19 protein-coding genes are annotated in these 19035 nt (G+C 57.4%); 9 read left to right on the plus strand and 10 right to left on the minus strand.

Annotation, left to right across the window (positions count from 1 at the left end; genetic code table 11):
- The coding region (locus ABJP42_RS07535) for a TRAP transporter large permease subunit (protein ID WP_348339715.1) at positions 1 to 612 on the plus strand (612 nt) is incomplete at its 5' end.
- A gap of 11 nt (positions 613 to 623) precedes the next feature.
- Positions 624 to 1490, plus strand: a complete 867-nt coding sequence (locus ABJP42_RS07540; RefSeq protein ID WP_348339716.1) for a dioxygenase family protein — start codon at positions 624 to 626, stop codon at positions 1488 to 1490.
- A gap of 92 nt (positions 1491 to 1582) precedes the next feature.
- Here the strand turns inward: ABJP42_RS07540 and ABJP42_RS07545 are convergent, their stop codons facing one another.
- The 5 genes from ABJP42_RS07545 to dctP all read right to left on the minus strand — a co-directional run bounded on the left by ABJP42_RS07545 (position 1583) and on the right by dctP (position 7286).
- The gene (locus ABJP42_RS07545) at positions 1583 to 3094 is read right to left on the minus strand and encodes a malonate--CoA ligase (RefSeq protein ID WP_348339717.1); all 1512 of its coding nucleotides are present in this window, start codon (positions 3092 to 3094) and stop codon (positions 1583 to 1585) included.
- Positions 3087 to 4358 carry a malonyl-CoA decarboxylase gene (locus tag ABJP42_RS07550; RefSeq protein ID WP_348339718.1) on the minus strand — a complete coding sequence of 424 codons (1272 nt, stop codon included), beginning with the start codon at positions 4356 to 4358 and terminating at the stop codon, positions 3087 to 3089. Before ABJP42_RS07550 ends, ABJP42_RS07545 begins: the two co-directional genes overlap by 8 nt.
- Positions 4355 to 5671, minus strand: coding sequence for a TRAP transporter large permease (locus tag ABJP42_RS07555; protein WP_348339719.1), 1317 nt, complete (start codon positions 5669 to 5671; stop codon positions 4355 to 4357). Before ABJP42_RS07555 ends, ABJP42_RS07550 begins: the two co-directional genes overlap by 4 nt.
- The gene (locus ABJP42_RS07560) at positions 5672 to 6220 is read right to left on the minus strand and encodes a TRAP transporter small permease (protein ID WP_348339720.1); all 549 of its coding nucleotides are present in this window, start codon (positions 6218 to 6220) and stop codon (positions 5672 to 5674) included.
- Between the two features lie 79 nt (positions 6221 to 6299).
- Positions 6300 to 7286, minus strand: coding sequence for a TRAP transporter substrate-binding protein DctP (gene dctP, locus ABJP42_RS07565; RefSeq protein ID WP_348339721.1), 987 nt, complete (start codon positions 7284 to 7286; stop codon positions 6300 to 6302).
- 139 nt (positions 7287 to 7425) lie between these two features.
- On the opposite strand from dctP, the gene ABJP42_RS07570 reads away from it, so the two are divergent.
- The gene (locus ABJP42_RS07570) at positions 7426 to 8082 is read left to right on the plus strand and encodes a GntR family transcriptional regulator (protein ID WP_348339722.1); all 657 of its coding nucleotides are present in this window, start codon (positions 7426 to 7428) and stop codon (positions 8080 to 8082) included.
- A 48-nt stretch (positions 8083 to 8130) separates the two neighbouring features.
- On the opposite strand, the gene ABJP42_RS07575 is transcribed toward ABJP42_RS07570, so the two are convergent.
- Positions 8131 to 9054, minus strand: coding sequence for a LysR substrate-binding domain-containing protein (locus ABJP42_RS07575; protein WP_348339723.1), 924 nt, complete (start codon positions 9052 to 9054; stop codon positions 8131 to 8133).
- A 99-nt stretch (positions 9055 to 9153) separates the two neighbouring features.
- Here ABJP42_RS07575 and ABJP42_RS07580 point away from each other — a divergent pair, with 99 nt between their 5' ends.
- From ABJP42_RS07580 to ABJP42_RS07590, 3 genes are read left to right on the plus strand one after another with little or no spacing between them, the layout of a single operon-like run.
- Entirely contained in the window at positions 9154 to 10815 is a 1662-nt protein-coding gene (locus tag ABJP42_RS07580; protein ID WP_348339724.1) for a GMC family oxidoreductase, read from the plus strand.
- 13 nt (positions 10816 to 10828) lie between these two features.
- Complete coding sequence (locus tag ABJP42_RS07585; RefSeq protein ID WP_348339725.1) at positions 10829 to 12037, plus strand: mandelate racemase/muconate lactonizing enzyme family protein; 1209 nt, start codon at positions 10829 to 10831, stop codon at positions 12035 to 12037.
- Between the two features lie 22 nt (positions 12038 to 12059).
- The gene (locus tag ABJP42_RS07590) at positions 12060 to 13520 is read left to right on the plus strand and encodes an aldehyde dehydrogenase family protein (RefSeq protein WP_348339726.1); all 1461 of its coding nucleotides are present in this window, start codon (positions 12060 to 12062) and stop codon (positions 13518 to 13520) included.
- A 71-nt stretch (positions 13521 to 13591) separates the two neighbouring features.
- Here ABJP42_RS07590 and ABJP42_RS07595 read toward each other — a convergent pair whose 3' ends face one another.
- From ABJP42_RS07595 to ABJP42_RS07605, 3 genes are all read right to left on the minus strand, one after another.
- Entirely contained in the window at positions 13592 to 14506 is a 915-nt protein-coding gene (locus tag ABJP42_RS07595; protein WP_348339727.1) for a murein L,D-transpeptidase catalytic domain-containing protein, read from the minus strand.
- Between the two features lie 312 nt (positions 14507 to 14818).
- A complete protein-coding gene (locus tag ABJP42_RS07600) occupies positions 14819 to 15181 on the minus strand; it encodes a tautomerase family protein (RefSeq protein WP_348339728.1) in 363 nt (120 codons plus the stop codon).
- 109 nt (positions 15182 to 15290) lie between these two features.
- Positions 15291 to 15857 carry a carboxymuconolactone decarboxylase family protein gene (locus ABJP42_RS07605; protein ID WP_348339729.1) on the minus strand — a complete coding sequence of 189 codons (567 nt, stop codon included), beginning with the start codon at positions 15855 to 15857 and terminating at the stop codon, positions 15291 to 15293.
- Positions 15858 to 15957: 100 nt separating this feature from the next.
- On the opposite strand from ABJP42_RS07605, the gene ABJP42_RS07610 reads away from it, so the two are divergent.
- Positions 15958 to 16530 carry a TetR/AcrR family transcriptional regulator gene (locus ABJP42_RS07610; protein ID WP_348339730.1) on the plus strand — a complete coding sequence of 191 codons (573 nt, stop codon included), beginning with the start codon at positions 15958 to 15960 and terminating at the stop codon, positions 16528 to 16530.
- Between the two features lie 191 nt (positions 16531 to 16721).
- Entirely contained in the window at positions 16722 to 17771 is a 1050-nt protein-coding gene (gene arsB, locus ABJP42_RS07615; RefSeq protein ID WP_348339731.1) for an ACR3 family arsenite efflux transporter, read from the plus strand.
- A gap of 46 nt (positions 17772 to 17817) precedes the next feature.
- On the opposite strand, the gene ABJP42_RS07620 is transcribed toward arsB, so the two are convergent.
- Positions 17818 to 18315 (minus strand): lactoylglutathione lyase family protein, encoded by a 498-nt coding sequence (locus ABJP42_RS07620; protein WP_348339732.1) that lies wholly within the window; start codon positions 18313 to 18315, stop codon positions 17818 to 17820.
- A gap of 99 nt (positions 18316 to 18414) precedes the next feature.
- Between ABJP42_RS07620 and ABJP42_RS07625 the strand changes: the two genes are divergently transcribed.
- The coding region (locus tag ABJP42_RS07625) for a LysR family transcriptional regulator (RefSeq protein WP_348339733.1) at positions 18415 to 19035 on the plus strand (621 nt) is incomplete at its 3' end.

The following is a 19035-nucleotide window of genomic DNA, read 5'->3' on the forward strand; positions in this document are numbered from 1 at the left end:
GGTCTGATCACCGTTGTTCTAGGCGGCATCTATACCGGCTGGCTAACAGCCGTCGAAGCCGGTGCCACCGGATCGCTGGTGGCGCTGGTGATCGCCTTGGTACGTCGCTCCATCAGCCTGAAAGGGTTTTGGGAGGCGCTGCTGGAGACCGGCCATATCACCGCAGCAATTCTGTTTCTGATCACCGCAGCCTCAATCTACAGCCGGATGCTGGGCCTTGCCGGGCTGCCAAACCAGTTGCAAGACTTGTTGGCGGGCAGCTCTGCCTCCTTCTGGACCGTGATGCTGCTCTATGTGTTGCTGATGATCTTTCTGGGCACCATTCTGGACACCGCGTCGATCATCCTGATCGTGGTGCCGCTGTTTCTGCCTCTGGTCGAAGCCCTTGATATGTCGCTGATCTGGTTTGGCATCATCACCGTGGTGGGCGCCGAAATCGGCCTGCTGACCCCACCGCTGGGGATCTCTTGTTTTGTCATCAAATCAACCCTCAACGATGATTCCATATCGCTCAAGGATGTCTTTTTAGGCGCCCTGCCCTTTGCCTTTGTGATGTTGATCATCCTCTTCATCCTGATCGAATTCCCCATCCTCAGCCTTGCACTTTTATAAGGACATCCGCCATGCGCAACGTGACTCAAGACAACATCACCGATGTGTTCAAAAGCTACATGGCCGAGGACATGAACCCGCGGATGCGCGAGGTCATGGGATCGCTGGTGCAGCATCTGCATGATTTTGCCCGCGAGACCAAACTGACCCATGACGAATGGCGCCAGGGCATTGCCTTCCTCGAAGGCTGCGCCGCAGTTGAGACCGAGGATCGCCACGAATTTGTCCTGGCCTCCGATGTGCTTGGCCTGTCGTCTTTGGTGGATATGCTGCATTCCCGCGCCGATGCGACATCGTCTTCGGTGCTGGGACCCTTCCATGTCTCTGGCGCGCCGCCGCTGGCGGTGGGCGGCGATATGAAGCGGGATTTTGGCGGCCCGGTGCTGCTGGCCGAAGGGATCATTCGCGACACCGACCGCAACCCTATTCCCGGCGCCGAGCTTGATATCTGGCAAACCGCGCCCAATGGGCTTTATGCCAGCCAGGACGAGGAACAGGATACCTTCTCCTTCCACGGGCTGATGACCGTTGGCGCGGATGGGCGCTATGCATTTACCACCGTCAAACCAGTGGAATATACCGTGCCCTCGGATGGTCCGGTGGGTGACATTCTGCGCGCCTGCGGTCGCCATCCCTGGCGGCCATCGCATCTGCATTTCATCGTCAAGGCGCCGGGCTATCGCACGCTGGTGACAGAAATCTTCCCCGAGGATGACCCCTATCTGGATCAGGACACTGTCTTTGGCGTGCGCGATGATCTGGTGATGACCTATCACGAAAAACCCGCCGATGAGTTCCCCGAAGGCATGGCCCTGTCCGGCAGCGTTGATTCGCCCTATCTGGCGGTCAATTTTGATGTGACCCTGGCGCCAGAGTAGGGCCCTGATCGCACTCTACTCAGTTCCTCGCATGGGCGCATGGCTGAGTTACGGGGGCTGGACCATCAAGGTCCCGCCCCCGTTTTTCCTTCTCAGGATGTGAACATGCCCTGATACTGATCGCGCAGGATGTTTTTTTGCACCTTGCCCATGGTGTTGCGCGGCAGTTCTTCTAGCAGGACAAGGCGACGGGGATGTTTAAAGCGCGCCAGCGTCTGGCTGACAGCTTTTAGAATGGCATCTGCATCAGGTGTTGCCCCGCGCTCAGCCACGATGACCCCCAGGACAGTCTCGCCAAAATCCGGATGCGGCACCCCGATCACTGCGCTTTCCAGAACGCCGGGCTGATCATCAAGCACCAGCTCGATTTCTTTGGGGTAGATGTTGTAGCCGCCCGAGATGATCAGATCCTTGTTGCGGCCAACAATCTGCACATAGCCATCCTGATCAATGCGCCCTAGATCGCCGGTGATAAAGAACCCGTTTTCCCGCAGTTCGGCGGCGGTTTTTTCCGACATCTGCCAGTAGCCCTTGAACACATTGGGGCCGCGCACCTCGATCTCGCCAATCTCTCCCTGCGGCAGCGCCCTTCCTTCTGCATCGCAGATCTTGACCTCGACCCCTGGTAGCGGAAAGCCAACCGTGCCCGCGCGCCGTTCGCCAAAATAGGGATTGGAGGTGTTCATATTGGTTTCCGTCATGCCATAGCGTTCGAGAATGCGATGTCCGCTGCGTTCTTCAAACTGCACATGGGTTTCCGCCAACAGTGGCGCCGAGCCGGACACAAACAGCCGCATATGGGCGGTCAGCTTTTTGGTGAAACGCGCGTCCCCCAGCAGGCGGGTATAGAAAGTTGGAACCCCCATCATGGTGGTGGCCGCTGGCAGATGGGCTACGACCTGATCCAGATCGAATTTGGGCAAAAAGATCATACTTCCACCGGCCACCAGCGTCACATTGGTCGCCACAAACAAACCATGGGTGTGAAAGATCGGCAGCGCATGCAACAGCACATCATCCGAGGTGAAACGCCACTCCCGGACCAGGGTTTGCGCGTTTGACAACAGATTGTTCTGGGTCAGCATCGCCCCCTTTGAACGTCCCGTCGTGCCCGAGGTATAAAGGAAGGCGGCCAGATCATCACCCTGACGATCCACCGTGGCAAAATGCGTCGCCATAGTGCTGGCCCGCGCTATCAGGCTGCCGCTGCCATCGCTATTCAAGGTTTCAATCTTGGCCTTCAGGCCGTTCGCCACCCCGGTCAGTTCGTCCGCATTGGAGCCATCGCAGACTATCAAAGACGCACCGCTGTTTTCAATGAAATAGCTCAGCTCATCGACCGTATAGGCAGTGTTGAGCGGCAAAAAGACCAACCCCGCCTGCGCACAGGCCGCATAAAGCGCCAGGGCTTGGGCTGACTTTTCGACCTGAACCGCAACCCGGTCCCCGGGTTTCAACCCGATCTCAACCATCACATGGGCGATCTGGGCGCTGATCTCCAAAAAGCCCTGATGGGTGATCACCTGCCCGTCGGGCAGTTGCAAAAAGGCTGTGCTTTTTCCGGCATGCAGGCCAAAGAGACCATCATAAAGAGGATTAGCCATGGGGGGTCCTTTCTTCGGTCGTCGGAACTGCCACGGATCCAGCCAATGCCTTGACGGAGGGGGTGGCGACGACGTCGCGGGTCGTGGCAAATGTTTCGTGGTTCTGGCCGACCTTTGCGAGGTCATAGAGGTAGTTCACCATGGTACCGCCGGACTGGGCCCGCCCCTTCTCTGAGGTATCGGCATCGGCATGCACCGCGTGAACGATGGCGCCATTGCCAAGGTGGAACCTGGCAACCGGATCAAAGGGAAGCGCCCCACGGGATTTGGCATTCAGCAGATAATGTGCGGCCAGGGCCTGCATGCTCTCCGGCGACTCGATATTCCAAGTCATCCCGACTTGATCCAGCCATTTGGTCAATCCCGGTATCGGCGACAGTGTGACAAAGGTCTTCAGATTTGACAGCTCGGCAGACAGATCCGAAGCCACCTGTTTGATGAGGGAATTGCCAAAGGAAATGCTGGCCAGGCCCGCCTGACAGTTGGAGATCGAATAAAACACCGCCGTATCTGCTTCTGCCGCAGCCATTGCATCACGATCTTCGGCCAAAAGCGCCTGAACAGACCCTGGAATGCCCTTGGTCAGAGCGACTTCGACAAAAATCAGCGGCTCGTCCGGCATCGAGGGGTGAAAAAACGCAAAACAGCGGCGGTCTGCAGGTTCCAGCCTGCGGCGCAGATCATCCCAGCTGTGAATGGCATGCACCGCTTCATAGGCGATGATCTTTTCCAAGATATGGGCCGGGCTTTCCCAGTTTATCGGGCGCAGCACCAAAAACCCGCGGTTGAACCAGGAGGCAAACAGATGCCGGAAATCCAAATCCAACGCCGCAAGTTCGGGCTCTTTGCCCCCCAAGCGCAGCAGATCTGCCCGCATCTTGACCAAAGAGCCCGTGGCCCCCGGAACAGAGTTGAGACGCCGCACCAGCTCTTGTCGCGCTGGTTCTGCTGCTTCGGTAAAGGCCCGGTAAGTAGCCTTGGAGGGGGATTGTTCATAATCCCCCAAGGCGCTGCGCACCGCCTCTGGATCAATGTTCATCGTGGTGGCGATATCGCAAAAAAACGCGAGTTTCCCCGAATCCTCCAATTCGGCAAAGCGCGACAGTATTTCCTGTGCCAGGGCCAGGCCAGAGGTCTCCCCCGTTGAACCCACCAGCGCCGTAGCCATTTCGAGCAGCGGACGGCCATCTTGCGCCCCTTCGGCTGTTTCACGGCGATAGCGCCGCTCGAACACAGTTGAGAGCAAGTCTGCAAGCAGGGTCATCGTGCGGCTCCCATAACCATATCGGGCAGCCAGGTGGCGAGGCTCGGAAACAGGCAAAGCAGAAGGATTGCCAGCACCATGCAGGCCACAAAGGGTAGCGACCCGGTGAGGATGGTTTTCAGCGAAATATCCGGCGCAATGCCGTTGATCACATAGAGGTTCAGACCCACAGGCGGTGAAATCAGCCCGATCTCCATGTTGATGGTCAGCACCACTGCAAACCAGATCGGGTCAAACCCGGCGGTGTCGATAATAGGCAGCAGGATCGGCGCCGCCATCAGGATCACCGCGACAGGTGGCAAAAAGAAACCAGCGATCAGCAAAAAGACATTCACCACGCCCATCAGAACCCAGCGGTTCACCTCCAGCGTACCGATCCATTCGGCAATCGACTGGGTGATAAAAAGCGAGCTGAGCATATAGGAGAACACACCGGCGGCGGCGATAATGAAGAGGATCATCACCGATTCCTTGGTGCTGTCGCGTAGCACAACCCAAAGATCCTTTGGGTTCCAAAGCCTATAGATGATCATGGCGATCAGCAGGCAGAGCAATGCGCCAACGGCAGCAGTTTCAGACGGAGTCGCGATGCCGCCATACATGGCGTAGAGCACGCCGAGGATAATCCCGAGGAAGGGCAGAACCCGCGGCAGGATTTCAAACCGCTGCGCCCAGGTGTAGCTGCCAGCACCCAGTTGCGCCGCATTGCCGGATTTCCAGGTGGAATAGAGCGACCAGGCCATGAACAGCCCCACCAGCATCAGACCCGGAATAACCCCGGCCAGAAACAACCGGCCAATCGAGGTTTCCGTGGCGATGCCATAGACGATCATGGTGACCGAGGGCGGAATGAGGATGCCCAGCGTGCCGCCGGCTGCGATTGAACCTGCTGCCACACCATCGGGGTAGCCGCGTTTGCGCATCTCTGGGATGCCCATTTTACCAATGGCCGCACAGGTTGCAGGTGATGAGCCTGACATGGCAGCAAACAGCGCACAGGCCCCGAGGTTTGACACCACCAGCCCACCGGGAACCCGTGTGAGCCAGCGCTCCAGCGCTTCATAGAGATCGGCTCCGGCCCGCGTCGAGGCAATGGAGGATCCCATGATGATGAACATCGGGATGGATAACAGCGCAAAGTTATCGAGCTTGCCGAACAGAAGCTCCGGCATCAGCTCGAGGGAACGCGCACCATCAAAGATCAGCAGAAAGACTGCAGAGACGATCAGCAGGCCAAGCGCGACTGAGACGCCCGAAAAGAGCACGAGGATAGTGGCAATTGCAACAATTGCCCCAAGCAAGAGCGGATCCATTCAGCTGTCCTCCAGGCCAAAGGGCTTGTCTATGCCCAGCAAAACAGCAACCAGATCGGCAATCAGTTGCAACAGCAGCAGGCCAAAGCCAACAGGAAGAGCCAGATAGGGGATCCACAGGCGCACGCCCCAAACGGTGTCTGATTTCCAACCCCGCTGCCAGGCGAAATGCCAGTACTCGTAGCCGTAGATAACCATGATCGAAACGATGGCGATCGACAGCAAAGAGGTCAGAATCGCCATGACAAACCGTGGCCGTGGCGCCAGTGATATCGGGATCAGATCCACATTCACATGACCCCGTAGACGCTGCACATATGGCAGGCCAATCAGGGTTGCTGCAATCACCAGATAGATCACCGCTTCGGTCTGCCAGACGGTGGATCTGTTCAGCACAAAGCGCACGACGATCATCTGACAAGTGATTGCCACGGCAGAGACAATCATCGCAGCCGAGCACCAGCCGGCCAGAGTGGAAAGCGCCGCAACCACGCGCAAAAAAGGATTGTCCCCCGTATGGGAAGCAACGGCAGAGCTATGACCAGCCATGTGCACCTCGTGTTGGTCTTAAATTAAGGAAATCAAGGGTCAGCAGGGCGGAGCAATCAGCCACCGCCCTGCCGGTTGATCAATCGACAGCCAGCGCCAGATCGAGCAGCTGCTGCCCGTCGCTCACCTCTTCGACAAACTTCTGATAGGATGTTTCCATCGCCAATTGGCGCCAGGCCGCAAAGTCTTCGGTGCTCATATGAGCGATTTCAACGCCTGCATCAGCAAAGACTTTAGCCGAGGCCGCATCCTGTTTTCTGGCCTCCTGCAGATAATGGGCCTCAGCCTTTTCAGAAGCGGCCAGCAAGGCAGCCTGCTGCGCCTCGCTCAGGCCCTCAAAGGTGCTCTTGTTCATCAACAGGGGCTGATACATGAACCACAGCGCCACATCGCCCGCAGGTGTATAGCAGCTGACCTGCTCGTAGATGCGATAGCTGACAAAGGACGAAGACGAGGTATTGGCCGCCTGCAGCACGCCGGTTTGCATCGCATTGTAAATCTCAGATGAAGCCATGGATGCAATAGAGGCATCGGCGCCGGCCAGCATCTGCTCAAACGACTTGCCCGCCGCCCGGGTTTGCAGCCCCTGCACATCTTCTGGCTTGGTGATGCATTTGTCTTTGCCGGCAAAGCCACCCGCCAGATAGCCATGCACTAGAACCATCACATCATCTTCGGCCATCTTGGCCTCAAGAGCCTCCATGAAGGGAGAGTTTGACAGGCGCGCCGCATGGTCATGGTTTTTCACCAGCCCCGGCATCAAGGTCAGGTTATAGGCAGGCTGTTGGCCACCGGCATAGGACAGGGGCAGCACGGTCATATCCAGCTGACCTCGGCTCAGCGGTTTATACTGTTCGCGCGGCTTGAACAGCGATTTTGACCCAAAAATCTTGATGTTCAGATCCACATCCGCAGCGGCCACTTCATCGGCAACAATCTGGGCAACCTGATGCCGGATATCCTTGGTTGACCATTGGTGTGACAGGCGCAGTTCTGTTGCCCCGGCCAATGTCCCAAAGGACGCGAGCGCCAGCGTCGCAACAGCAGTCTTTAGAATAAATTTCATGTCTTCCTCCCAAAAGAATCCAACCCGGGCCAAGCCGGGTAGAGCTCCACGATAGGCGGATTATGTTTTTCAAGTCAATTATCTTGTATACAACAATGTCCATCTTGAATTACCAGCCTTCACTTGGTAGGTTAAATCCATGGAAAAACGTCACGCAGATCTCATTGCCGAACAGCTTGAAGAACGGATTTTTGATGGAACCCATGCAGATGGGGACCGTCTGGATGAGGTCCGCCTGGCCGAGCATTTTGGCGTCTCCAGAACACCTTTAAGGGAGGCCTTACAAAGGCTTGCGCGTTCCGGTTTGGTGGAGCTCATCCCCCGTCGCGGCGCCTTTGTGCGCCAACCGGGGCCGGTCGAGCTTTTGGAGATGTTCGAGGTCATGGCCGAACTGGAGGCCGCCTGCGGACGCCTGGCGGCCAAACGCATTTCCGACGCGGCCCTGACCGATTTGCATGATGCCAATGAAAAATGCCAGGCCGCCGTCGAAGCCCAGAATATTGATGATTACTACAGCGAAAATGAGCGCTTTCACAAAATCATCTACCGGGAATCCGGCAATGGCTTTTTGGCAAAAGAGACCGGAAACCTGCATCGGCGGCTGCAGCCCTTTCGGCGCCAGCAGCTGCGGTTCCGGGGCCGTATGGCGCAGTCCATGAGCGAACACAAAGCCATCGTAGAGGCGCTTGAGGCGGGGGATTCAGAAGCCGCAGCACAGGCGCTTCGCGGCCATGTGGCGATCCAGGGCGAGAAGTTTCACAGCCTGATGGCAAGCCTGAAAAGCGCCGCCGAATAACACCCTCGTTCAGTACCGCTTGGTCTTCCCAAGCTCTCTAGCGAGGCTTCACCGGTCGTCCTGTGGCGGTGTAGCATCTGCGAGGGTCAGACCCTGATACAGGGACTGGACCCAATTGCAAACAAGCCGCACCTCTTCCTTTTGGCGGGCGCGGTCATTCACAACCAGATAGTGCGACCGCCGCTTTGGCAGCCTGTAGGGGCTGGGTTTGATCAAAAGCCCTTGTTCCAGATATTGCCGGGCAAAGCTCTCCAAAACCATGGTGACGCCCTGCCCCATCGAAACCGTCTGCAGGGCAATCAGGGACGAATCCGCCTTGAGCCAATCGGTTGTCACCTTGAGCTCCAGATCATGCAGCTCTGACAGCTTGCCCCAGTCCGTTTCCGATCCGATGATCTGCACAACATCGCTGGCCGCCAGTGCCTGGATACTCAGGCCTTTTCCAAAAGACTGCGCATAGTCTTCGCGGCAGACAGGAACGGCCGATTCATGGCCCAGATGCACAATCTGCGCCTCGCCCCAATTGCCCAACCCATAGCGGATATCGATATCCAGACCTTCGTCATCGAAACGATCCGCCCAGACCGAAGTGGTCAGCTGCAGTAAAATATCGGGATGCGCCGCTTTGAATGCCGCCAGCTGCGGGCCAATGACCAAGGCCGCGCAGGAAATCGAGGCCCGCAAGCGCACCACACGAGTGCGGTTCTTTCCAAACAGACCGCTCGTGGCCCGCGCCATATCCTCAAAAGATTTCCCAATGGTCTGCGCATAGGCCTGACCCGCATCCGTAAGGCTCACGCCGCGTGGCAGGCGTTTGAACAGCTGCGCATCCAGATGATGCTCAAGATGTCTGATTTGCTGGCTGATGGCAGCAGGGGTCAGGCCTAGCTCGTTGGCGGCCGCCGCAAAACTGCTGTGGCGCGCAGCGGAGTCAAAGGCCTTTAGCCAGGTCACATGAGGAAGGTCCTGCATGACAATACATAAGCTCAGTTAGATCTATGGGCAAAAACCCATTGTTTGATTTATGCCTAACCCGCCCTTCATGATCCCGCAAGGTAGGAGGGCGGGACCGTGGCGCACGTATTTGACTTTATCATCATCGGAGCAGGCTCGGCCGGCTGCGTTTTGGCCGACAAACTGACCCGCAATGGCCGCCATCAGGTGCTGTTAGTCGAGGCCGGCGGCAGTGACCGCCGCCCCTGGATCAAGATCCCGGTTGGTTATGGCTTCACCTTCTCGGACCCTAGGGTGAACTGGTGTTTCTCGGCGGAACCCGACCCCGGTCTGCAGAACCGCGCAGGCTATTGGCCACGCGGCAAGGTGATCGGGGGGTCCAGTTCGATCAATGCCATGGCCTATGTGCGCGGTCTGCCGCATGATTTTGATGATTGGGAAACCGCTGGTGCCACCGGCTGGGGCTGGAATGTGGTACAGCAGAGCTTTGACGCGCTGGAAAGCAATGATGAATTTCATCAAGCGGGCAACAGGAAGCGGCGCGGAGAGGGGCCTATTCGTGTCACCGACCTGCAAGACCAGATGCATCCCTTTACGCAGCATTTTCTGGCCGCGGCGCAGGACATGGGTTGGCCGACCTCCAGCAACATGAACGCCCTGCCCGGTAGCAACAGCAACCAAGCAACAGGCGAAGGCCTGAGCTATGTTCGCAGCACGCTGCACAAGGGGTTTCGCTGGTCGGCAGCGGATGCCTTCTTGCGCCCGGCCCTAAAGCGTCCGAACCTGACCGTCATCCGTCAGGCCTATGCTGAAAAAATCCTGATGCGGGGCGCCCGCGCTGTGGGCCTGCGCTATCGCAAGGCGGGTATTGTTCACGAGGTCGCCGCCGCCCGAGAGGTGATCCTGAGCGCCGGCGCCATCGGCTCTCCGCATCTCCTGCAGCTCTCCGGGATCGGGCCAGCAGAAATGCTAAAGGCGCATGGCAAAGAAGTGGTCCACAATCTGCCAGAGGTGGGGCGCGGGCTTCAGGACCATCTGGCCCTGTCGCATTTTTTCTGGGCCAACACAGACACTTTGAATGCCTCTCTAGGCAACCGCTGGGGGCAGGTCATGGCCGGGCTGCGCTATGTCTTGACCCGCCGTGGGCCTTTGAGCGTTCCGGTAAACCAATGCAGTGGCTTTGCCCGCACCAAGGGCGCAGCCATCCCGGACGTACAAATCTATTGCAACCCGGCCTCCTATGCGACCCGGCCTGATGGCAAGCCTCAGATCGACCGGGACAACGGTTTTCTTTTGTGCGTACAGCCAAGCCGCCCCACAAGCCGGGGAGAAATCACGCTGCGCTCAGCCGATCCCCACGATGCGCCCCGGATCCAACCGAACTCTTTGGCCACAGACGAAGACCAGGCCACAGCCATCCGCGCCAGCCACCTGTTGCAGGAATTGGCGCGAACTCCGGCGATGCAGGCCGTCACCCAAGCGCGCCGCGACCCGGATATTCTGGCGATGGATGACTCGGCGTTGCTGGAAAACTTCCGCGCCCGCGCCGGAACGGTGTTTCACCCGACCTGCACCTGCCGGATGGGCCATGACACAAGTGACTCGGTGCTAGACGCGCGATTGCGGGTCCACGGCATTTCTGGGTTGCGAGTAATTGATGCCTCAGCCTTTCCCAACATCACATCCGGCAACACCAATGCCCCAACCATGATGCTGGCCGCGCGCGCTGCGGGTTTGGTTTTGGAAGACAACACGCATAGCGCCCAAGCGGCTGAATAACAGGATAAAACCGATGAAACTCGACAAGATCGAAACCTTTGTCTTTGGCAACCCGCCCCCACGCCACGGCGGGCGCTATTTCATCTTTGTGCGGCTGACAACCACCTGCGGCATTACCGGAGTAGGCGAGATCTATAACGCCACCTTTGGTCCCGATCTGTGCTGCGCCATGGCACAAGAAATGTTTACACGCCAGTTCGCCGGGGCGGATCCGCACCATATCGAAAAGCTGTGGCGGCAATCCTATGGCGCGGGTTTCACCCTGCGCCCGGACGTGACCGTCATGGGCGTGCTCAGTGGCTTGGAAATCGCCTGTTGGGACATCATCGGCAAGGCCGCAGGCAAGCCGGTCTATGAGCTAATGGGCGGCAAGGTGCATGACCGGTTACGCAGCTATACATACCTCTACCCGCCTGAAGGCGATGTTTACCCTGATCCGAACACTCCAAATGCCTACACTGATCCGGACATCGCCGCGGAGGTGGCATTGCAACGGGTAGAACAGGGCTTTACCGCGATCAAATTCGACCCGGCCGGCCCCTATACCGTCTATGACGGGCACCAGCCCCGGATGGAGGATCTGGAGCGCAGCGAAGAATTCTGCAAACGCATCCGCGAAACCGTGGGCACTCGTGCCGACCTTTTGTTTGGTACCCATGGGCAGTTCACCGTATCCGGGGCCAAACGCATGGCCCGGCGGTTGGAACCCTATGAGCCCCTATGGTTCGAGGAGCCCACCACGCCGGAAAACCCTGCCGACATGGCCGAGATTGCTCGCTTCACTTCAATCCCGGTCGCCACCGGTGAGCGGCTTTGTACCAAGCATGAATTTGCTAGGGTTCTGGAAACCGGAGCAGCCTCAATTCTGCAATTGGATCTCGGTCGCGTTGGCGGCCTGCTCGAGGCTAAAAAGATCGCGGCCATGGCCGAAACCCGGCAGGCGCAAATTGCGCCACATCTTTATTGTGGCCCTGTGGTGGCCGCTGCCAACATTCAGATCGCCACCTGCAGCCCCAACTTCCTGATCCTCGAGAGCATCGGCACCTTTGAAGGCCCCTATATGTCCTGCCTGAAGTCCTCGATCCGCTGGGAGAGCGGCTATGTCATCCCTTCAACCGAGCCGGGGCTTGGCATTGAGCTTGATGACGCCGCCATTGCCGCTAACCCTTACACTGGGCAAAAGCTCCACCTCGAACTGGCCCATGATCCGGTCGTTCAGTGACATCTAGGGAAAAGACAACAGCATGATTACCTGTGACAAATTCTATATCGACGGGGCCTGGGTGGATCCGATTGCACCCCGCCTCTTTCCCATCATGAACCCGGCAGACAACAGCCAGATTGGCACCGTCTCTTTGGGGACAAAAGCGGATGTTGACCTGGCTGTTGCAGCGGCCTCCCGCGCCTTTGAAAGCTTCTCCAAAACCTCAAAAGAGCACCGCCTCACCCTGTTGCGCAGTCTGCGCGACGTGATAGAGGCCCGCAACGAGGAGATGGCTCAGGCGATCAGTACGGAAATGGGCGCGCCAATCACCATGGCCCGCGCAGAACAGGCCGCCTGTGGTTTTGCCTATGCCGAGGATTTCGCCAATATTCTGGAAGCGATGGAAGATCAGGAAATCCTGCCCAATGGCGATGTGGTTCTGCGCGAACCCATCGGGGTTTGCGGGCTGATCACCCCCTGGAACTGGCCGATCAACCAGATTGCCCAAAAGGTGCTGCCCGCGCTGGCGGTGGGGGCAACCTGCGTCTTGAAACCCTCTGAGTACACCCCGCTCTCGGCGGTCTTGTTTGCCGAAATGGTCGCGCAAGCGGGCTACCCTGCGGGCGTTTTCAACCTTGTGTTTGGCAATGGCCCTGTGGTCGGCGCGGCGCTTTCGGCCCATCCCGATATCGCCATGATGTCCTTTACCGGATCAACCCGCGCTGGGGTGCTGGTCTCCAAAGACAGTGCCGATACGGTCAAACGGGTGGCACTGGAGCTGGGCGGCAAGTCACCAAACCTGGTGTTTGCAGATTGCGATCTTGAGAGCCGCGTCACGGCCTCGGTGTTGGAGTGTTTTCACAATACCGGTCAGTCCTGCAACGCGCCAACCCGGCTGCTGCTGGAGCGCAGCTGCTATGACGCGGCGCTGGAAATTGCCCAACAGACGGCCAAGGCCCAACAGGTTGGCGATCCGTCAGAGGAAGGCGATCACATCGGCCCCCTGTTTGATCAGATGCAATATGATCGGGTCCAGGCCATGATCCAGATCGGAATGGACGAAGGCGCGCGACTGCTGGCAGGGGGCTTGGGCAAACCTAAAGGCTATGAACAGGGCTGGTATGTTCGGCCAACGATTTTTGCCGATGTCAGCAATGATATGCGCATTGCCCGCGAAGAGATCTTTGGCCCGGTTTTGGTGATCATTCCCTTTGACAGTGAAGAAGAGGCGATTTCTATCGCCAATGACAGCGATTTTGGCCTTTATGCCTATGTGCAGACCGGCAGCAAATCACGCGCTGCGCGGGTCGCGGCTGCCCTGCGCGCCGGGGCCGTGGCCATCAACGGATGCGCAACGGCCTATGGCTCTCCCTTTGGCGGCTACAAACAATCCGGCAATGGCCGCGAGGGCGGCAAATTCGGGCTCGACGAGTATCTGGAAGTAAAGGTACTGCCCTCGCTGGAGCGGCTTGCACAAGAGGGGGCCTTCTCGCAGCCCTGAGGCCTAAACTGGTTCAGACAGATTGGCCACCACAGCAAGAAATGCGCGCTGCAGGTTTGTTCAGCCTCTCCTTAGTTGCAGATCGGCAGAGCTCTAGGTTGGTGTTTGGGCAGGGACTGCCGCCAGGCATTGATGATGGGTTGCAATCTGGCCTTGGGCCAAAACCGGGGAGCTCCGATCTTGGCCAGACATTGCGCGTTCCAATAAAGCCCCGCCTGAGCAAGCGATTGCCCGCTCTGCTTGGCTGCTGCCACCGCGTTGATGTCGCCGGATTCAGGATACAGATAGAGGGTCGTCGGATTACCTTCGACCAGCGCAATGATGTCCTGCGAGACTTCCTGAGACCAGGTTGTGCAGCCATTGCTACGCCCGGCGGTATAATCCACGATACGCCCATAGGGGACATAGCCGGCCTCATCCGCATGGGGGCTGTCCGGGTTCTGAAATCGACACTGCCACTTCAAAAACCTGGCTTGATGTCCTCCGATCGCCCGCTCCCTGGCATTTTCTGTCTCGCCCTCGCCATCAAACAACAGGAAAGTGCGGTAAAAAGGCGTTTTGTCACCGGATTGGGTGAAGTACCCTTTGAAGGAGGTACGTGTTTCCGCCGTCACATAGGCACCGCCCGCCGAGAGTTTTGACCCTTCGGCATTGCTAAAGTTCTTTGCACAGTGGCGATCATTGGAAAAATTGGCGTTTTGTAGTTTGCGGCCATTGCCATAACCGGAAGACACCGTCCGGAATGTTCTCTCGGCCTCGCAGATTATATAGAAGCGACGCCCTGGCGCCCCGTTGGAGGCCGCGCTCGGCCGGGTTGCATCCATCGCGAGATAGCAGGGATTGCGGGTCACGCCTTCGGCCAGTTTCCGCTGATATAGCGCCCGCGCCCGGTGCAGGACCACAGGGGCGATCTTACCCGCCCCGGTTCCGACATGGGCCTGCAACCAATCTGGAACATCTTCGGTTCGCTCGGTTGCCAGCGCCATAGACGACATACAAACCAAGGCCAAAGCGATGCCCGCGAAAGCTAGGCGGAGGGTTTTCGACAGCAATGTACAAACTCCTGCACAACCATTCCTACCGATAGCCTATCAGAAGTTGGTCTCGCCGGTAAATCCGTCGTGCACGCGCACTCCGCTTTTCCGTTCAGAGTTGTATTTTGCCAAACGGCTTCTTTGCTTTGTGAACCGTGGCTCATGGCTTTTCGGAAGGTAAGAATACCTTGTCGGATCCATATCACCCGGGCCAGGGAGAAAGACGCCTTTCGATCAACCTGGGCAACAACTCCGCCGTGCGGTTTATTGATCCGCCGGAACCCAATCGGCCAAGGGAGTTCCGCCAGTATAGTGGTTTTCGGCCGGGTTTTCACGAAACAGAACATAGAGATCAATCGGATCTGAGTTCAGCTCTTTTTGTAAGATAGCAGCTATGGCATCCGTCAAAGCCTTTTTGCGCCCAGCATCCCTGCCCGGGCGCAGGTCAACGGTCACCAAAGGCAGACCATCCCCTACGACACCAAAGGCCTCGCGCACGGCGACATAGTCGTATTTGATTTCTTTTGGAGCCAGCGTATCCAAGACTGCTTGCTTCACGCCTTCGCGGATACGTGTTTTTGTGTCGCGGTCTGTGCCATCAGGCACTTCGATGCGAATAACAGGCATATTTGCCTCCTATGTTGGGAGCCCTTCGGGCGATGTCGTCTCCCGTAATTTTCGCAATTTCGGAAGGGATTTGGGCGCACGCGACAAGCCAGCGCGCGCCCAAGCGAAATCAAACCTTCAGCGGGCTGTCGCTGCGCTGCCATTTCAGCGGGTGGAAGACTTCGTCAACGGGAGTTTCAGCAACGTGGTTGACGTAGTTTGACATGGTTTTCTGCGCCATGCCGAGGATCACGTCCAGAACCGCGCGATGGCCATAGCCTGCGTCAAAGAAGGCTTTCATCTGCGCTTCAGAGACATAGCCGCGTTCGCGTACCATCTGAACCGTAAAAGTGCGCAGCGCTTCGAGTTTGTCCGAAGGCAGCGGTGTTTCATTACGCAGGGCTTCGGTGATCTCGTCAGAGACCTTCATCATCTTGGCGATACCGGTATGGGCCGGAACGCAATAATGGCAGCTGTTCTCGACATTGATCGCCTGCCAGACAACGGTCAGCTCATCCGCATCAAAATCGGTTTCGGTGAACAGCTTGTGCAGGATCTGATAGCCCTCATAGGCCTGCGGGCTTTCCGCCAGAACCTTGTGCAGGCCGGGCAGGCGGCCAAAGGCTTTCTGGGAATTTTCCAGCAGGGGCTTTGAAGCTTCTGGAGCGGAGTCGAGATCGTGGGAGGGAAAAGTCATCACTGAGGGTCCTGTTTTTGAATCGATGCCTGTCATTTAGCCTTTCTTGAGCGATCACTCAAGTATATAATTGAGTGACCATTCAACAATAGAGACTCCCATGCCCCGCAAACCCAATTTTGATCGCAATGACCTGATCGAACGCGCCCGCGATCTGTTTTGGCAACGCGGCTGGAGCGGCACCTCGCTGAAAGATCTGGAGGCAGTTTTGCAGATGAAGCCCGGCAGCTTTTACGCAGCCTTTGGCTCAAAGGATGCGCTGTTTGAACTCGCCATGCAGAAATACGTCGCAGACGGCTCTGCTCGCCTGCAGGAGTTGGCGAGCAAAGATGGTCCTCTTGAGGCGCTCAAACGCTGGCCCGCACTGGCGGTTGAAAACGAGACCTCCCCCGCCAAGGCCTGCATGCTGTCCAAAACGCTGCTTGAGCTGCACGCGCATAACCACCCCTTGGCGGAACAGGCGAATTTACATCTGCTAAAAATGGAAGAACAGTTTGCGGATCTGTTCAGACAGGCACAAATGGCTGGGGACATCGACAAATCACATGACCCGCAGGTGCTGGCCCGCCGGTATCAATCGGACCTGTTGGGACTACGGGTGTCCGCAGAGCGTGACGGGATTAATGCTCAGGCAATTGCCAAGGAAATCGCCGATGGTCTCTCAAGGCTTTGAATAGGCCAGCAATGGCGATGGGCGGCGCTCTGGGCTTCGGGCACCGGGTTTGATCTCGGCGCAACAGACTGCTTCAAACAAGCCAGACAGAAATTTGGTCGCCCAAGTCACAATCGGGCTTGGGGCGCGCAGCTCATCCGCATAGCCTGCAGGTCGGACGATTCTATACCGCGGTCCAAAAGGACAGACTGATGACAGAGACAACCGCCCCCAGCGATAGCGCAATTGGTTTCTTTGAACGCTACTTGACCCTTTGGATTGCATTGGCGATGATCGCGGGCATCGCGCTTGGCTCTTTTGCGCCGGGTCTGGTCAATGCCATCGCTGCGGCAGAGGTCTATTCGATCAATCTGGTTGTCGCGGTGCTGATCTGGGCCATGGTCTATCCCATGATGGTCGGTGTTGATTTTGGTGCCGTCTCTGGCGTGGCGCGCCAACCCAAAGGGCTGTTGGTGACATTGGTGGTCAACTGGCTGATCAAACCCTTCACCATGGCCTGTCTGGCGGTGCTGTTCTTTGACACCGTGTTTGCCCCCTGGATCGCGCCCGAGGATGCGGCGCAATATACTGCCGGGCTGATCCTTCTGGGGGCAGCGCCCTGCACCGCGATGGTTTTCGTCTGGTCGCAGCTCACCCGTGGCGATGCCACCTATACACTGGTGCAGGTCTCGGTAAATGACCTGATCATGGTGGTGGCCTTTGCCCCGATCGTGGCCTTTTTGCTGGGTGTTACCGATATATCTGTACCCTGGTCGACCCTGGTTTTGGCAACCCTGCTCTATGTGGTACTGCCGCTGATCGCCGGGCTGATCACCCGGCGCATCCTGGGCTCGCAGGAAGCCATTGATACCTTTATGGCGCGGGTCAAACCGCTCTCTATCATCGGGTTGATCGCCACCGTGGTCATCCTGTTTGGCCTGCAGGGAGAGGTCATTCTGGCCAAACCCATGGTGATTGCACTGATTGCGGTGCCGATCCTGATCCAGAGCTACGGCATGTTCGCGCTCGCCTATGGTGCGGCGCATATGCTGAAGGTGCCCCACCGCATTGCTGCCCCCTGCGCGATGATTGCCACCTCAAACTTCTTTGAGCTGGCGGTGGCCGTGGCGATCAGCTTGTTTGGCCTGCATTCTGGCGCGGCGCTGGCCACGGTTGTTGGCGTGCTGGTCGAGGTGCCGGTAATGCTGTCATTGGTGGCCTTTGCCAACCGCACCCGCAGCAAGTTTCCGGTCGCCAGTTAAAGACCCAAACTCAAGGGCTCCTGTTCTGGGGTTCGGGCCTTTAGCCTCAGGAATATGCGCCACCCGAGTAGGTCAACTCGTAGCTGTGGCTATAGAGCTCGAAGACAATCCCAAACGGGTCTTCGACATAGACCATCCGATAGGGTTTATCATTCGGAAAATACTCCCGCACGGGCATCCGCTGCTTGCCGCCCGCGGCGACGATTTTCGCCAGAATGTCTTCAAGGTTAGGATCCTGGATAGCAAAGTGAAATGTCCCGTGCTGTCTGAAGTTGAGATTTTCATCAGGGGCCTGATGGCCTTCAAATTCAAACAGTTCAAAGCCAATCCGGTCCGCTGTTGCAAGATGCGCGATGCGCAGTCGCCCCCAGCCGGCACCAAAGACATCGGTGCACATCTGGCCGATATCACTATTGTCTTCGACGATCTCGGTGGGCTGCATGATGACGTAAAACCCTAGAACCTCGTTATAAAACTGGATGGCCTTGTCCAAATCGGGAACGGAAAGTCCGATATGGGAGAATGTGCGTGGTGTCGGTTGCATAGCTTTGTCCTTTGCCAATTTCTAAGGCCAATATAGCTGGACCGGAGTGCGGTTAAAAATTATCATATCAAATAGAAATAATAACGCTTTGGAATGACAATGCTAAATGCCACCTGGCTGGAAACCTTTACGATCCTTTGCGAGGTTGGTCATTTCACCAGAGCCGCTGAACGGTTGGGCATGACCCAGCCCGGCGTTTCCCAACATTTGCGCAAACTGGAAGGCCAAATTGGCAAACCTCTGATTGTTCAAGACGGCAAGTCCTTTACCCTCTCCCCTGCAGGAGAGGCGGTGCGCGCGATTGGGTTGGAGAGACGGTCTCAAGAAAAGCATCTCCAAGAGAGCCTCCAGGTCGACGATCCGGATGTGGGCACAATCAGCATCGGATGTTCCGGCAGTTTTGCCCTATGGGTCTATCCGCAGTTGCTCGAGCGGATGCATAGGGCACCGGATTTGACCATCAATTTGACTGCAGCCCCCCAGGCCAGCATCGTGAACGCAGTTCTGAGCGGTGACCTGGATTTAGGTGTTGTTATGGAAAAGCCCAATCAACCTCGATTACAGGCCAGATTGCTTTCCCACGAAGAGCTTTGCCTGGTACTGCCCGCATCATTTTCGACACCAGACTTGACCCTCCAGGATCTGAATGAGCTTGGCTTTGTCTCGCATCCTGATGGGCCGCGCTATGCGGACGACCTGCTGCCTAGGAATTTCCCCAGT

The organism is Pseudophaeobacter sp., assembly GCF_039971195.1.
In the GTDB taxonomy this organism is placed as follows: Bacteria; Pseudomonadota; Alphaproteobacteria; order Rhodobacterales; family Rhodobacteraceae; genus Pseudophaeobacter.